This is a genomic window from Aeromonas sp. ASNIH5 (assembly GCF_002902865.1).
GTDB classification, from domain to species: domain Bacteria; phylum Pseudomonadota; class Gammaproteobacteria; order Enterobacterales; family Aeromonadaceae; genus Aeromonas; species Aeromonas caviae.
The window spans coordinates 1642998-1657831 of the sequence record NZ_CP026122.1; the positions used below are offsets into that span (position 1 = coordinate 1642998).

The following is a 14834-nucleotide window of genomic DNA, read 5'->3' on the forward strand; positions in this document are numbered from 1 at the left end:
GTCATGCAAATCGCCCAAACCGACGCGCCCATCATTGAGGTCCAGCACCTCTACAAGGACTTCGCCGTCAACTCCAACGCCATCAAGAGCGGCAAGATGCGGGCACTGTCCGACATCACCTTCAACCTGCACCGGGGGCGCGCCCTGGCAGTGGTGGGGGAATCCGGCTCCGGCAAGAGCACCATCGCCAAGATCATCGCCAAGATGTACAAGCTCTCCAACGGCCGCATCCTCTACCGTGGCCGCGACCTCGAGGAGTTCAACAAGGGCACCGCCCTGCTGGACTATCGCCAGAGCGTGCAGATGGTGTGGCAGGATCCGTTCGGTTCATTGAATCCGACCCACACCATCTACCACCACATCGCCCGCCCCCTGCTGCTGCACAGCAAGGTGAGCGACAAGCGGGATCTGCCCGACATGGTCTATGGCCTCCTTGAAAAGGTGGGGCTGACCCCCGCCAAGGCGACCGCGGCCAAGTACCCGCACCAGCTCTCCGGCGGCCAGCGCCAGCGGGTCAACATCGCCCGCAACCTGGCGGTGGAGGCGGAAGTGGTGCTGGCGGACGAACCCACCTCCATGCTCGACGTCTCCATTCGCATCGGCATCCTCAACCTGATGGAGCAGATGAAGAACGAGCTCGGCGTCTCCATGCTCTACATCACCCACGACATCGCCACCGCCCGCTACGTGGCGGAAGATCTGGCGGTGATGTACGTGGGTCACATGGTGGAGTGGGGAGAGGTGGACGAGATCCTGCACCACCCCCAGCACCCCTACACCCAGTTGCTCATCTCGGCGGTGCCCGACCCCGAGAAGAGCATCCACGCCGAGCTGGAGGGAGGCCGCAAGGGGGAAATCCCGCTCTGGACCCCGGAATCCCGTGGCTGTCCCTTTGCCGGGCGCTGCCATCAGGCCATGCCCCGCTGCAAGGAGAGCCTGCCCCCGGTGACCCGGCTCGCCGACAACCACTTCGTGCGCTGCTACCTCCACGAACAGGGGTAAGCAGGCCCGCGGCCGGGCGCCGTCGCCTGGCCATGCCTCGCGTCGGGGCCGCAAGGCCCCGCAATGAGCCTCGCCCGCCAGGGGCGAGCCTTCGGAGTAAGACCTTGATGGAACTTTTGATCAACCAGGTGGGTTACGAATGTGACGGGGAGAAGAGCGCCCTGCTGCAGTGCGGCGCCGACCTCGATATCCGCGGCCACGTCAGGTTGCTGCGCCAGCAGGACGACCACCTCCTGCTGGAGACGCCGCTGGTGGCGGCGGGATGCGTCCCCGGCTGGCAGGGGCGCCACTACTGGCGGGCCGATTTCTCCGCCTTCACCGAGCCCGGCCACTACCGGCTGGAGGCCGTCGTGACCACGGGAGCGCAGGAGCGCCTGGTGCGCTCCCCCCCCTTTGCCATCGGCCGGGGGCTGCTGGCGCGCCGCTGCCTCTCCGATGTCATCCACTACTTCAAGGGACAACGCGCCAGCGGCACCTTCGACCGGGCGGACCGCAGGGCACGCTTGTTTGGCACCGATCAGCACCGGGACGTACATGGCGGCTGGTTCGACGCCAGCGGCGACATGAGCAAGTACCTGAGTCACCTCTCCTACGCCAACTACCTCAATCCCCAGCAGACCCCCATGGTGGTCTGGTCCCTGCTCAAGTGCCGAGAACTCCTGGCGACACGTCACGACATCGACGGGATGAACCTGTGCAAACGGCTCAATGACGAGGGGCTGCACGGGGCAGATTTTCTCTGCCGGATGCAGGACGAGAGCGGCTTCTTCTACATGACCCTGTTCGACAAGTGGAGCAAGGATCCCGAGCAGCGGGAGCTGTGCGCCTATTCGACCCAGCAGGGGATCAAGTCCGCCCACTGGCAGGCGGGCTTTCGCCAGGGGGGTGGCATGGCCATCGCCGCCCTGGCCCGCGCCGCCCGGGAACCGAGTGGCGGCGACCTTGACACAAGCCAGTACGCCGACGCGGCCAGACGCGGCTACCTGCACCTGCGCGAGCACAACCTCGCCTACCTGGACGACGGGGTCGAGAACATCATCGACGACTATTGCGCCCTGCTGGCGGCGGTCGAGCTCACAAGAACGCTGGGCGCCGAGTGGCTCGCCGAGGCACGGGATCGGGCCGGCCGGCTGTGCGCCCGCCAGCGCGCCCACCCCGATCTCGGCCACCATTGGGCCGCCAACGACGATGGCTCTCGCCCCTACTACCACGCCGCCGAGGCGGGCCTGCCGGTGCTGGCGCTGCTGGAGTATCTCGCCATCGAGCCGGATCCGGCGCGCCAGTGGGCGGCCCGGACCGTCGCCGAGCAGGCCCTGGCGGCCGAGCTGGCCCTCGCGGCCCGGGCAGGCAATCCCTTCGCCCTCGCCCGCCAGTATGTGAAAGGGGTCGATGAGGCGCCCCGGGTGAGCTTTTTCATGCCCCACCACAACGAATCCGGTTACTGGTGGCAGGGGGAGAACGCCCGGCTGGCATCACTCGCCACCATGGCATTTGCTGCCGCACAGCACCTGCCCGGGCAGAGCGCACTGCTGCGCACCTTCGGCCAGCAGCAGCTCGACTGGATCCTGGGGAGAAACCCCTTCAACGCCTGCATGCTGGCGGGTCAGGGCATCAACAACCCGGAATACACCGCCGGCTACCCCAATGCGCAGGGGGGGATCTGCAACGGCATCACCGCAGGCTTCGATGACGAAAATGACGTGGCCTTTATTCCAGAGGCGTACAAGGATCGGCTGGATCAGAACTGGCGCTGGGGGGAGCAATGGATCCCGCACGCCGCCTGGTTCGCCCTGGCCATCACCTGGCAGAGCGCACAAGGAGGCCACCATGATTGAGAGCGGTTCACACATCACTGGCACCGGGGAGAGCCCTGGATCCTCCATACCGCCAGCCAGGTTTACCCTGGCCATCACCTGGCAAAGCGCGCAGGGAGGCTCCCATGATTGAGTTCTGGGTCGGGGTGGATGGCGGCGGCACCCACACCCGGGCCCGCATTCGCAACAACGCAGGCAAGCTGCTCGGCGAGGGGCGCGCCGCCGGCTCCAATCTGGAGCTGGGCATCGCCCTCGCCCACGGCCATGTACTGGCTGCCATCGATCAGGCCCGCATCGACGCGGGTCTGCCCAGGGAGAGCGAACAGCGGATGGGAGTCGGGCTCGCACTCGCCTCCGCCGAGCTCGCCGACTGCTACCACGCCATGCTGACCATGCCTTTCCCGTTTGCGCGGGTGAAGCTCACCTCCGATGCCTTTGGTGCCTGCCTCGGCGCCTTCGACGGCCAGGAGGGGGCCATCCTGATCGCGGGCACCGGCTCGGCGGGGCTCATCTACCGGGAGGGACGCCTTCGCACCTGCTCGGGTCGCGGATTCCCCGTCTCGGATCTCGGCAGCGGCGCCTGGCTCGGGCTGCGCGCCATCCAGCAGTCCCTGCTCTGCCACGACGGCATCCTGCCCCCCAGCACCCTGGCGGTGCACCTGATGGATCACTTCAAGCGGGATCAGGCCGAGGTGGTGCGCTGGGCTGCGCGCGCCATCCCGGCCGACTATGGCCGCTTCGCCCCCTGGGTGTTCGATGCCGCGAGCGACGGGGACGATCTCGCCACCGCCCTGCTGGATGAGACCTGTGCCCAGCTCGGCATGCTGCTGGAGGGCATGACCCAGCTCGGGGCAGACCGGACCGCCCTGCTGGGCGGCATCGGCACGCGCCTCGCCCCCCGTCTGGGCCACTTCCATCTGGTCGCCCCCAAGCGCGACGCGCTGGAGGGGGCCATCCTGTTTGCCAGGACGGAGGCGCTGCCATGTCTGCATCCCTGAGCCTTGCCGGGCCGACAACACCTACGGGACAGGCTCCCGTTTCCTTCACCCCATCAGAGGAATTCCCATGTCCGCACCCCTGATCCACACCCGGGTCGATCACCGTGACGGTGACGATGTCTGGTTTCGCTTCACCCTGAGCCAACTGCCAGCAGCCCCCTGGAAACTCCACTTCTGCCTCGCCCGCCAGATCGATCCCCACTCGATCGAAGGGGGCTCCCTGGAGCGCCAGAGCGGCAGTTACAAGGTCATGGTGCCCCATGAGGGGGTGAGCGAGCTGCGCTTCTGTTGTCGCAACACCCCGCTCAAGCATGACTCCGATATGCCCAAGGGTTTCTTCCTGAGCCTGGAGAGCAAGGGACAGCTGCAACCCCTGGTGCTGGAGGGGGAAGACCTTGGCCTGACCAACCCGCCCTCCCCGGGACCCGACCTGCCACAGGTGGAGGCCGTCAACGGCCTCGTGCCCCAGCCCGCCCACCTGATTTATACAGAAGGCAACTTCCGGCTGGCCGAGCGGGCCCACGTCGACGGCCCCGTTCCCCTCGCCTCCCTGCTCGCCCATTTCAACGAGCTGACAGGCCTGGCCCTGACCCAGGATCACGATGCGGAGATCCACCTCGTCGAGGCGACACTTCCCCCCGAGGGGTATGAGCTCACCATCACCCCTGAGGAGATCGTCATCCGGGCCGCCGGCGAGGCGGGCTGGCGCCACGGGCTGGTGAGCCTGGCCCAGTGGGCGCTGCAACACGGAGAGAGCCTGCCCTGCCTGACGGTGCGGGATGCACCTCGCTTCGGTTTTCGCGGCATCTTCCTCGACTGTGCCCGCCACTTCCACTCCATCGCCACCCTCAAGCGCCTGCTCAAGCAGATGAGCCTCTACAAGTTCAACCGCTTCCACTGGCACCTGACCGATGACGAGGGGTGGCGCCTGGAGATCAAGGCCTTCCCCCAGCTGACCGCCGTGGGAGCCTGGCGCGGCCATGGCCTAGCGGTGGGGCCCCAGCTGAGCGGCGGCCCCGACCCTTATGGCGGTTACTACACCCAGAGCGAGGTGCGCGAGCTGGTCGCCTACGCCGCCGGGCTTGGCATCACCATCATTCCGGAAATAGACATCCCGGGGCACTGTCACGCCTCCATCAAGGCGCTGCCCGAGCTGCTGGTGGAAGAGGCAGACCGCTCCCGCTACCTCTCGGTGCAATATTTCGACGACAACGTGCTTAACCCGGCCCTGCCCGGCACCTACCGGTTCCTGGACGCCGTGATGGACGAGGTGTGCGATCTCTTCCCCGGGAGTCAGGTTCACATGGGGGGGGACGAAGTGCCCACCGGCGTCTGGACCGACAGTCCCGCCTGCCAGCAACTGATGGCCGAGCAAGGGTATCAGGATTGCCGCGAGCTGCAGGGCCACCTGCTGCGCCACTGCCAGCACTACCTGGCTGGCAAGGGCAAGCAGATGCTGGGGTGGGAGGAGATACTTCACGGTGACAAGGTGAGCCGGGAGGCCACCGTCTTCGCCTGGACCAGCTTCCAGGCCGGCCTGGATGCCGCCGCATCCGGTTACCCCGTGGTGATGGCGCCTGCCCAGCACCTCTATCTGGATCTCGCCTGGAGTCAGGACATCCACGAGCCGGGACTCTACTGGGCGGGTACCCTCAACCTGGCGCAGGTGCATGCATGCGATCCTGCCCCGGCCGATTTCCATGCCAACGATAACATCCTGGGGGTGCTGAGCCCCTTGTGGTCGGAACTGATCACCTCTCGCGATCGTCTCGACTACATGTTGTTCCCGCGCATGCTGGCCACGGCAGAGGTGGCCTGGAGCACTCCCGCCCGCAAGGTGTGGGAGCACTTCGTCGCCCGTCTGCCCGGCCAGCTGCACATCCTCGACCAGTTGCAAGTGCGTTACCGGGTGCCACAGAGGTAGTGTTATCTTTTTCTTTTCGGCGACCTTTTGGTCGCCGTTTTTTTACCCATCGACAACAAAAACCCAACCTAGCCCCTACTTTTCATCTGCCTTTGTTGGCAAAATAAGGCCCCCGATGAAACCAGACAGGGGATGCACCTCCCTGCGGTTCCGCCACAATAACAATCAGCAAACAGATCGGAGCTTACCCTTATGGCCCGCAAACACGCCCAGGTCGTGGACAGTGAAGTGGAATTTCCCGCCGACGTGCAACTCGTTTCCACCACGGATCTGCGCGGCGTCATTACCTACGCCAACCCCGCCTTCTGCCGCATCGCCGGTTACCAGGTCGATGAACTGGTCGGCCACAACCACAACCTGGTTCGCCACCCCGACATGCCCAAAGCCGCCTTCGCCGACCTCTGGGATCGCCTCAAGGAGGGCAACCCATGGCGGGGGGTGGTGAAAAACCGCTGCAAGGATGGCCGCTATTACTGGGTCGACGCCTACGTCACCCCCATCTACGAGCACGGCAAGATAAGCGGCTACCAGTCGGTGCGCTGCAAGCCCGACCCCCAGCTCAAGCAGGCTGCCGCCCAGGCCTATCGGGCCCTGCTTTCGGCCGAGCAACGGGGCACCCCGGCCCGCCCCTCGCTGCGCCGTTTCAGGCCGCTGATGCTCGGCCTGCCGCTGCTGGCGCTGCTGGTCTGGGCCGCCCTCACCCAGGGCCCCCTCACCGCGCTGCTGATGCTGCTTCCCCCCCTCGTCATTGCGGGCGCCTACTGGCGCGAGCTCATCGCCTTGCCCCGCTATCTCAGGCAGCTCGGTCAACAATATGACAGCCTGACCCGGCTGGTCTATTCGGGGGATGCACCGGGTGCCATCGCCGATTTTCACCTGAAGATGCTGCAGGCCCGGATCCGCACCGTGCTGGGGCGGGTCGACGATGCCACCCATCCGCTTCAGGCCCTGGCAACCGATCTGCAGGACTCCTCACACCGCGCCTTCCTCGACATCAACGAGCAGGATGCCCAGACCCAGCAGATGGCAGCCGCCATGACCCAGATGGCCAGCACCGCCCACGAGATTGCCCGCAACATCCAGGACACCAACGGCCAGGTGACCGAGGCGCGCAGCAGTTGCCAGAGCACGGTGGAACAGCTGGACCAGACCCAGCAGCAGATGACCAGGCTGGCCAGCCAGGCGGAGCAGGCCTTCCACTCCGCGGTGGAGCTCGCCAGCGAGTCGGAGCGCATTGGCAGCGTGATGGGTGAAATCCAGGGCATCGCCGAGCAGACCAACCTGCTGGCCCTCAACGCCGCCATCGAGGCCGCCCGTGCCGGCGAGCAAGGGCGCGGCTTTGCGGTGGTGGCGGACGAGGTGCGCACCCTGTCGACCCGTACCCACAAGGCGACCGAGCAGATCCAGGGCAGCATCAGCCAGATCCAGCACACCCTGGAGCGCTGGCAGGGCATGATGCAGGACAACCTGGCCCAGACCCGGGAATGTGTCGAGATGACCCGCCAGGGATCAGGCAACCTGCACCTGGTGCTGGGGGAAATCGATCAGGTGACCGAATTCTCCACCCAGATCGCCGCCGCCGCGGAGCAGCAGCAGGTGGTGGTGGAGGAGATCAGCCGCAACATCCACCAGATCTCCGAATACTCCCGCGCCAACAGCCAGAAGATCCAGGCGGTGGACGACTCCAGCCAGGAGCTGCTCAGGCGGGCCCGCGAGCTCAGGGGACTGAGCCAGACCTTCGGCTGACAGATTGCAAGCCCCATGACAGAAGCGCCACAATGGCGCTTCTGCTGTTTTTGACGAGCCATCATCATGAGAACGAACGCGCCCCCTCTGGACAAGACGGCCCGCATCGAGGCGATCCTCGCCCTGATCCCCCCCGGCCGCGTGGTGAGCTACGGCCAGGTGGCGGACCTCGCGGGCCTGCCCGGACGGGCACGACTGGTGGGAAAAGTCTTGCGGGAGACCGACAAGGTGCTGCCCTGGCACCGGGTGCTGGGGGCGGCAGGCACCATTTCGCTGCCAAAAGGATCTGCAGGCTTTGACAGGCAAGCGGGGCTGCTGCAGGAGGAGGGGGTGCCCGTGATTGGCGGGCGGGTCAGGATGCGGGAGTGGCAGTGGCAGCCCGACCTGGCCGAACTGCTCTTTCTGGTTCCCTTCTGACGAGGCTGGCACGTCCCGAAGGGATGGGGGCTCTTGCAACAAAGGGAGGGCCTCTGTGATCGCCCTCCGTCACGTTCTCTTCCCTAGTCGCTGGCAATGGGTCCCAGAATGTCATCGCTGCGCACCTGTACCGGGATGGTCTCATCCTCCCGTTGCAAGAGCACCAGCAGACTCTGTCTGTCCACCTCCAGCACATAGGCTGTCCCTTCACGGGTCAGGCAGGTCATGCCCGGCCGTATTTCATGTATCTCCATGACAACTCCCTGTCTTGCGCTGCCATCCATGCAGCCATTCCAGTATATCGCCATCCACCAACAAAGAAGCCCCTCGCAAGGGGCCTCTTTCATCATGCTGTGAGCGGCGTCGCCATCAGGCTTTCTTCGCCTTGGGCAGGCTCTCCTGCCATTTTCCGTTGTCGTAATGGGCTGTCCAGCCGGTCGCCTTGCCGTTGACCTCGGTCATCACGTACTGCTCCTTGGTCTTGCGGCTGAAGCGCACCACGGAGGCGTTTCCGTCAGGATCTGACGCCGGGGCGTCCGCCAGGTACTGGTGCTTGGGGGAGAGGCGATCGCGGAAGCGCTTGAGCTCCTCCACCAGGGGCGCACGGGTCTCGCGGGATTTGGGGAAGTTGCTGGCGGCCAGGAAGAGGCCGGCGGCGCCGTCCCGCAGCACGAAGTGGGCGTCGGACTGGGTGCATTTCAGCTCGGGCAGGGGTACCGGATCCTCTTTCGGCGGCGCAATGTCGCCATTTTTCAGGATCTTGCGGGTGTTCTTGCAGCTCTCGTTGGTGCAACCCATGTATTTGCCGAAACGGCCGTTCTTGAGCTGCATCTCGGAGCCGCAGCGATCGCACTCGATGCTCGGCCCTTCGTAGCCCTTGAGCTTGAACTGCCCCTGCTCCACCTCGTAGCCATCGCAATCCGGGTTGCGACCGCAGACGTGCAGCTTGCGGCTGTCGTCGATGATGTAGGCGTCCATGGCGGTGCCGCAGATCCCGCAGCGATGCTTGGCACGCAGGGCATCGGTTTCCGCCTCGTCCCCGTCAGTGGCGGAGACGAACTCGTCCGCACTGACCAGGTTGATGGTCTTCTTGCAGCGCTCCTTGGGCGGCAGGGCATAGCCGGAGCAGCCGAGGAAGACGCCGGTGGTGGCGGTACGGATACCCATCTTGCGGCCACAATCCGGGCAGTCGATGTCGGTCAGCACCATCTGGTTGGCACGCATGCCTCCCTCTTCATGGGGCTTGTCGGCCTGCTCCAGCTCCTGGGTGAACTCGGCGTAGAAGGCGTCGAGCACCTTCTTCCACTCCAGGCTCCCCTCGGCGATGCCGTCGAGCTTGTCTTCCATCTTGGCGGTGAACTCGTAGTTCATCAGCTCGACGAAGTTCTCCACCAGGCGGTCGGTGACGATTTCCCCCATCTTCTCGGCGAAGAAGCGGCGGCTCTCGACCCGCACATACCCACGGTCGACGATAGTGGAGATGATGGAAGCGTAGGTTGACGGACGGCCGATGCCGCGTTTTTCCAGCTCACGCACCAGCGCTGCTTCAGTGAAACGAGCAGGCGGCTTGGTGAAGTGCTGGCGCGGATCCAGCTTGACCAGTTTCAGCACCTCACCCACGGTCACCGCCGGCAGCTGGCTGTCTTCGCCCTTGCGACCCATCGGCGGCAGAGCCTTGGTCCAACCGGCGAAGCGCAGGGTACGACCACGGGCCTTGAGCTCGAACTCACCCGCCTTGACGGTCAGGGTGGAGGAGTCGTACTGAGCCGGGGTCATCTGGCAAGCAACGAACTGACGCCAGATGAGGTCGTACAGACGCATGGCATCCGGCTCCATCCCTTCCAGCATCTCGGCAGTCACCTGGACGCTGGAGGGGCGGATCGCCTCGTGCGCTTCCTGGGCATTGGCCTTGGCGCCGTAGAGGTTCGGCTCGCTCGGCAGATAGGCCGCGCCATACTGCTCGCCGATATATTCACGCACCGCCTCAACCGCCTCTTTGCTGAGGTTGGTGGAGTCGGTACGCATATAGGTGATGTAACCCGCTTCATAGAGACGCTGAGCCATCATCATGGTTTTCTTGACCCCGAAGCTCAGACGGGTAGAGGCTGCCTGCTGCAGGGTGGAGGTGATAAACGGCGCGGACGGCTTGGAGCCGGTCGGCTTGTCTTCCCGGTTAACGACCTTGTAGTCGACCCCTTCCAGGGCTGCAACAGCGGCGAAGGTCTCGGCCTGGGTCACCGGCTTGAAGTCGGCACCATTGCGGCTGACCACTTCCATCCGCAGATCGCTCTTGTCGGCGGTGAGCAGGTCGGCATTGAGATCCCAGAACTCGACCGGTACGAACGCCTTGATTTCGCGCTCTTTATCGACGATGAGACGCACCGCAACGGACTGCACTCGACCAGCGGAGAGACCGCGGGCCAGCTTCTTCCACAAGAGCGGGGAGACCATGTAGCCCACCACCCGGTCGAGGAAACGACGGGCCTGCTGGGCGTTGACGCGATGAATGTTCAGCTCGGACGGCTGGGCGAACGCCTCCTGGATGGCACTCTTGGTGATCTCGTTGAACACCACGCGCTTGTAGCGGCTGTCGTCGCCACCGATGATCTCGCGCAGGTGCCAGGCGATCGCTTCCCCCTCTCTATCCAAGTCGGTTGCGAGATAGATGGTGTCGGCCTTGGCGGCCAGACTTTGCAACTCGCTGACCACTTTTTCCTTGCCGGGCAAAATCTGGTAGTTGGCCTGCCAGCCTGCGGTCGGGTTGATGCCCATCCTTGAGAACAGGGCGTTGCGATCCTTGGCCGCCTTCTCGGATTCGCTGAGCTTGATGCCGCGAATGACAGGTTTTTTGGGCTCGGTGCTGGCGCTGCCGCTGGTCGGCAGATCGCGCACGTGGCCTACGCTGGATTTCACCACGTAGTCCTTGCCCAAATATTTGTTGATGGTCTTGGCCTTGGCCGGAGACTCCACGATGACCAGTGATTTGCCCATGCTGTAACTATTATCCTCATTGCACCCGACGGGGTTGGCGTGCGGTTTTGTGGGGCTGTATAAGAGATTTGACGGGAAAAAGCAATCTTGCGGGTCAATTTGCCCGACAGCCCGAACCGCCCTGCTTCTTTATTTATTAATGCGAAGCTGGGGCGCGGGAAGCAACCGCTTTTTTGTTTTTATGCTATATCCCCCCCTTTTTTAGATTGGAAATGACATATCCAGCCACCCTTGTGACATAAAAACCCACTCTGGTTATCAGCTTGTTACAAAGGATGAAATCTCTTTATAATGGCCGCACACCGCAGCTTTGTGCGCGGAAGGAACCGCTCCCCATATAAAAATCGAAAGGATGTGATCATGAAGCACTTCGAGGTCAACTTCGACGGCCTGGTCGGCCCCACCCACAACTATGCCGGCCTCTCCTATGGCAACGTCGCCTCCCAGAGCAACGCCAAAGAGGCCTCCAACCCCAAGGAAGCGGCCAAGCAGGGGCTGCGCAAGATGAAGGCGCTGACCGACCTCGGCATGGTGCAGGGCGTGCTGGCCCCCCAGGAGAGACCGGATCTCGCGACCCTGCGCCGCCTGGGCTTCACCGGCAACGATGCCAGCGTCCTGGCCCAGGCGGCCAGACAGGCCCCCGCCGTGCTGGCCGCCTGCTACTCCGCCTCCAGCATGTGGACCGCCAACGCCGCCACCGTCTCCCCGAGCGCCGACACCCAGGATGGCCGCATCCACTTCACCCCCGCCAACCTGACCAACAAGTTCCACCGCTCCCTGGAGCCCGAGGTGACCGGACGCATCCTGCGGGCCGTGTTCAACAACGATCGCCACTTCTATCACCACCAGCATCTGCCGGAGAACGACCACTTCGGTGATGAAGGCGCCGCCAACCACACCCGGCTGTGCCGCGCCTATGGCGAAGCGGGGGTCGAGCTGTTCGTCTATGGCCGCAGCGCCTTCGACGTCTCCCAGCCCGCCCCCAAACGCTACCCGGCCCGCCAGACCCTGGAAGCGAGCCAGGCCATCGCCCGCCTGCATGGCCTTGGGGATGAGAGCGCCGTCTTTATCCAGCAGAACCCGGACGTGATCGATCAGGGGGTGTTCCACAACGACGTCATCGCGGTGGGCAACCAGAACGTGCTCTTCTTCCACCAGCAGGCGTTCCTCCATACCGAGGCGGCGCTGGCCGAGGTGCGTACCAAGTTCGGCGACGGGGAACTGCACTTCATCGAAGTGCCGACCAGCGAAGTGTCGGTGCAGGATGCGGTGAAATCCTACCTGTTCAACACCCAGATCCTCACCCTGCCATCCGGCGAGATGGCGATCATCGCCCCCACCGAATGCCGCGACAACCCGGCGGTGTCCGCCTATCTGGCCAGGCTGGTGACCCTGGGCACCCCCATCAAGGACGTCCACTACATGGACGTGAAGCAGAGCATGAGAAACGGCGGCGGCCCCGCCTGTCTGCGCCTGCGGGTCGCCATGAACGACACCGAACTCGCCGCGGTCAACCCTGCCTGCCTCATCACCGACAGCCAGTTTGCCCGCCTGGATCAGTGGGTCGAGAAGCACTATCGCGACAGCCTGGCGCTGGACGATCTGCGCGACCCGTCCCTGGTGCTGGAGACCCGCACCGCCCTGGACGAGCTGACCCAGATCCTGAAACTGGGTTCCGTCTATCCCTTCCAACGCTGAGGTGCGCCATCGGCCTGCAGAGCCGACGCAATAAAAAAAGAGAGCCGGGCAATGCCCGGCTCTCTTTTTAGTCCTTTGCACTGAGCTATAAAACCTGTTCACGAGCTGTAGCGAGAGATCGTCAGCAAGGTGAAGAGCAGCGCAGGAACCGGAGTGTGTAGATACACATGAGGATTCCGAGCAGCACATGAGCCTTGATCACGACCTCGCAGTAAGCTCGAAACAGGTTCTCAGCGCCAGGGGCTCTGCTGCCACAGGCGGCCGAGGGCCCCCTCCAGCCCCAGTGCCGCCTGCTTGCCAAGCTTCTGGGTCAGGCTCCTGGGTTTGCTGTAGCGGATGCCGACCACCTTGTGATGGCTGGCCTGGGCCAGCAGGTAGTCATCGCTGGTGCAAAGCGCATCCACCAGTCCGAGCTGCTTGGCCTGGCTCGCCAGCCAATGCTCGCCGGTGGTCACCTTGTCGATGTCGAGACCGGGTCTGTGCTCGGCCACGAAGGCCTTGAACTGTTCGTGGATGGCCCCCAGCTCCTCGCGAAACTTCTCCCGCCCCTGATCGTCGTTCTCGCCGAACATGGTGATGGTGCGCTTGTACTGGCCTGCGGTGTGCATCTCGAATTCGATGTCGTGCTTCTTGAGCAGCTTGTTGAAGTTCGGCATCTGGGCAATGACACCGATGGAGCCGACGATGGCGAACGGCGCCGCCAGGATCTTGTCCGCGACGCAGGCCATCATGTAGCCACCGCTCGCCGCCACCTTGTCGATGGCCACGGTCAGCGTGATGTCCTTGTCCCGCAGCCGCTGCAACTGGGAGGCGGCCAGGCCGTAGCCATGCACCACGCCGCCGCCGGATTCGAGGCGCAGCAGCACCTCGTCCCCGGGCCGGGCCACGCCTATCACGGCACTCACCTCTTCCCGCAGGGAGGCCACCTCCTTGGCATCCATGCTGCCGTTGAAGTCGATGACGAACAGCCGGCTGCGCTCATCCTCCCCCTTGGCTTTGGCCTTGTGCTCAGCCTTGCGGGTCTTCTCCATCTGCTTGCGCTCGGCCTTGCCCGCCAGGGCTGCCTGCAGTTGATGGCGCCCCTGCTCCAGCTCGCCGGAGAGATCGGTCACCACCAGCTCCCCCTTGCGGGATTTGGGCTGGCGGCTGCTCGCCACCATCAGGATGACGGCGCCGATGGCCAGCAAGAAGGTGAGGGTCTTGGCCAGAAACAGGCCGTATTCGGTCAAAAATGCCACTTGATGCTCCGCGCTATGTCCGGTTTTTTCACATAGTAAGGAGTTTGCCCCCCTCGCGCAAAAACTCTGCCATCTTCCGTGCCAAGGGCGGAGGGATCGACGCTATCGCCCTGTTTTATTCACATTTTTGCCGTCTCATACTGGTCAACTGCCGGGCCGGATCAGTACACTTGCCCACTCGATTCGTTGCGCCAAGCCGCCAGGCATTGTTAACAGGAGTCCACATGCTCGACTATCAGGCCCCCCGTGATCTGCTCAAGGACAAGGTCATTCTGGTGACGGGTGCCGGTGACGGCATCGGCCGCGAAGCGGCCCTCACCTATGCGGCCCACGGTGCCACCGTGATCCTGCTCGGGCGTACCAGTGCCAAGCTGGAGGCGGTCTACGACCAGATTGAAGCGGCCGGTCACCCCCTGCCCGCCATCGTGCCAGTGGACTTGAAAGGGGCTACTGCCGCCCACTACCGCGGTATGGCGGAAACCTTCGCCCAGCAGTTCGGCCGCCTCGATGGCGTGCTGTTCAACGCCGGGCTGCTCGGCACCCTGTCGCCGTTCGAACACATTCAGGAGCAGGAGTGGGACGAGGTGATGCAGGTCAACGTCAAATCCGAATTCCTGCTGACCCAGGCGCTGCTGCCCCTCATTCGTAAGACCGCCAAGGAGCACGACGAGGCGTCCATCGTCTACACCTCCTCCAGCGTGGGCCGCAAAGGACGCGCCTACTGGGGCACCTATGCCATTTCCAAGTTCGCCGTCGAAGGCATGATGGAGGTGCTGGCGGACGAGCTGGAGAACACCAGGGTGCGGGTCAACACCCTGAACCCGGGCGGCACCCGCACCAGGATGCGGGCCAGCGCCTTCCCGGCGGAAGATCCGCAAACCCTCAAGACCCCGGCCGATCTGATGCCCCTCTATCTCTACCTGATGGGGCGTGACAGTCAGGGCCAGAGCGGCAAGACCTTCGTGGCCCAGCCCAAATAAATCAACAAATCAACCGGATGGGATTA

General features: G+C 64.2%; 11 protein-coding genes. 8 read left to right on the forward strand and 3 right to left on the reverse strand.

What is annotated here, in order from left to right; genetic code table 11:
- The first annotated feature begins 3 nt into the window (after positions 1-3).
- The 6 genes from C2U30_RS07375 to C2U30_RS07400 all read left to right on the forward strand — a co-directional run bounded on the left by C2U30_RS07375 (position 4) and on the right by C2U30_RS07400 (position 7901).
- Entirely contained in the window at positions 4-1002 is a 999-nt protein-coding gene (locus C2U30_RS07375; protein WP_039040529.1) for an ABC transporter ATP-binding protein, read from the forward strand.
- 107 nt (positions 1003-1109) lie between these two features.
- A complete protein-coding gene (locus tag C2U30_RS07380) occupies positions 1110-2837 on the forward strand; it encodes a glycoside hydrolase family 9 protein (RefSeq protein WP_103243536.1) in 1728 nt (575 codons plus the stop codon).
- A 104-nt stretch (positions 2838-2941) separates the two neighbouring features.
- Complete coding sequence (locus C2U30_RS07385) at positions 2942-3814, forward strand: BadF/BadG/BcrA/BcrD ATPase family protein (RefSeq protein WP_103243537.1); 873 nt, start codon at positions 2942-2944, stop codon at positions 3812-3814.
- A gap of 67 nt (positions 3815-3881) precedes the next feature.
- A complete protein-coding gene (locus tag C2U30_RS07390) occupies positions 3882-5738 on the forward strand; it encodes a beta-N-acetylhexosaminidase (RefSeq protein WP_103243538.1) in 1857 nt (618 codons plus the stop codon).
- A gap of 192 nt (positions 5739-5930) precedes the next feature.
- On the forward strand, positions 5931-7484 hold the full coding sequence (locus tag C2U30_RS07395) for a methyl-accepting chemotaxis protein (RefSeq protein ID WP_103243539.1): 1554 nt from the start codon (positions 5931-5933) through the stop codon (positions 7482-7484).
- Between the two features lie 66 nt (positions 7485-7550).
- Positions 7551-7901, forward strand: a complete 351-nt coding sequence (locus C2U30_RS07400) for an MGMT family protein (RefSeq protein ID WP_048207207.1) — start codon at positions 7551-7553, stop codon at positions 7899-7901.
- A gap of 83 nt (positions 7902-7984) precedes the next feature.
- On the opposite strand, the gene C2U30_RS22770 is transcribed toward C2U30_RS07400, so the two are convergent.
- Together C2U30_RS22770 and topA are read right to left on the reverse strand one after the other, a co-directional pair.
- Positions 7985-8155 (reverse strand): hypothetical protein, encoded by a 171-nt coding sequence (locus C2U30_RS22770; protein ID WP_164882089.1) that lies wholly within the window; start codon positions 8153-8155, stop codon positions 7985-7987.
- Positions 8156-8270: 115 nt separating this feature from the next.
- Complete coding sequence (gene topA, locus C2U30_RS07405) at positions 8271-10892, reverse strand: type I DNA topoisomerase (protein WP_103243540.1); 2622 nt, start codon at positions 10890-10892, stop codon at positions 8271-8273.
- A gap of 360 nt (positions 10893-11252) precedes the next feature.
- On the opposite strand from topA, the gene astB reads away from it, so the two are divergent.
- Positions 11253-12590 (forward strand): N-succinylarginine dihydrolase, encoded by a 1338-nt coding sequence (gene astB / locus C2U30_RS07410; protein WP_039040522.1) that lies wholly within the window; start codon positions 11253-11255, stop codon positions 12588-12590.
- A 230-nt stretch (positions 12591-12820) separates the two neighbouring features.
- Here the strand turns inward: astB and sohB are convergent, their stop codons facing one another.
- Entirely contained in the window at positions 12821-13828 is a 1008-nt protein-coding gene (gene sohB / locus C2U30_RS07415; protein WP_103243541.1) for a protease SohB, read from the reverse strand.
- Positions 13829-14052: 224 nt separating this feature from the next.
- On the opposite strand from sohB, the gene C2U30_RS07420 reads away from it, so the two are divergent.
- Positions 14053-14808 (forward strand): YciK family oxidoreductase, encoded by a 756-nt coding sequence (locus C2U30_RS07420; RefSeq protein WP_103243542.1) that lies wholly within the window; start codon positions 14053-14055, stop codon positions 14806-14808.
- Positions 14809-14834: the final 26 nt, after the last annotated feature.

Coding starts and splice junctions, on each gene's coding strand:
- C2U30_RS07380 (WP_103243536.1), top strand. CDS start 1,110: ATGGAACTTTTGATCAACCAGGTGGGTTACGAATGTGACGGGGAGAAG.
- C2U30_RS07385 (WP_103243537.1), top strand. CDS start 2,942: ATGATTGAGTTCTGGGTCGGGGTGGATGGCGGCGGCACCCACACCCGG.
- C2U30_RS07420 (WP_103243542.1), top strand. CDS start 14,053: ATGCTCGACTATCAGGCCCCCCGTGATCTGCTCAAGGACAAGGTCATT.
- C2U30_RS22770 (WP_164882089.1), bottom strand. CDS start 8,155: ATGGAGATACATGAAATACGGCCGGGCATGACCTGCCTGACCCGTGAA.
- astB (WP_039040522.1), top strand. CDS start 11,253: ATGAAGCACTTCGAGGTCAACTTCGACGGCCTGGTCGGCCCCACCCAC.
- C2U30_RS07390 (WP_103243538.1), top strand. CDS start 3,882: ATGTCCGCACCCCTGATCCACACCCGGGTCGATCACCGTGACGGTGAC.
- C2U30_RS07400 (WP_048207207.1), top strand. CDS start 7,551: ATGAGAACGAACGCGCCCCCTCTGGACAAGACGGCCCGCATCGAGGCG.
- topA (WP_103243540.1), bottom strand. CDS start 10,892: ATGGGCAAATCACTGGTCATCGTGGAGTCTCCGGCCAAGGCCAAGACC.
- C2U30_RS07375 (WP_039040529.1), top strand. CDS start 4: ATGCAAATCGCCCAAACCGACGCGCCCATCATTGAGGTCCAGCACCTC.
- C2U30_RS07395 (WP_103243539.1), top strand. CDS start 5,931: ATGGCCCGCAAACACGCCCAGGTCGTGGACAGTGAAGTGGAATTTCCC.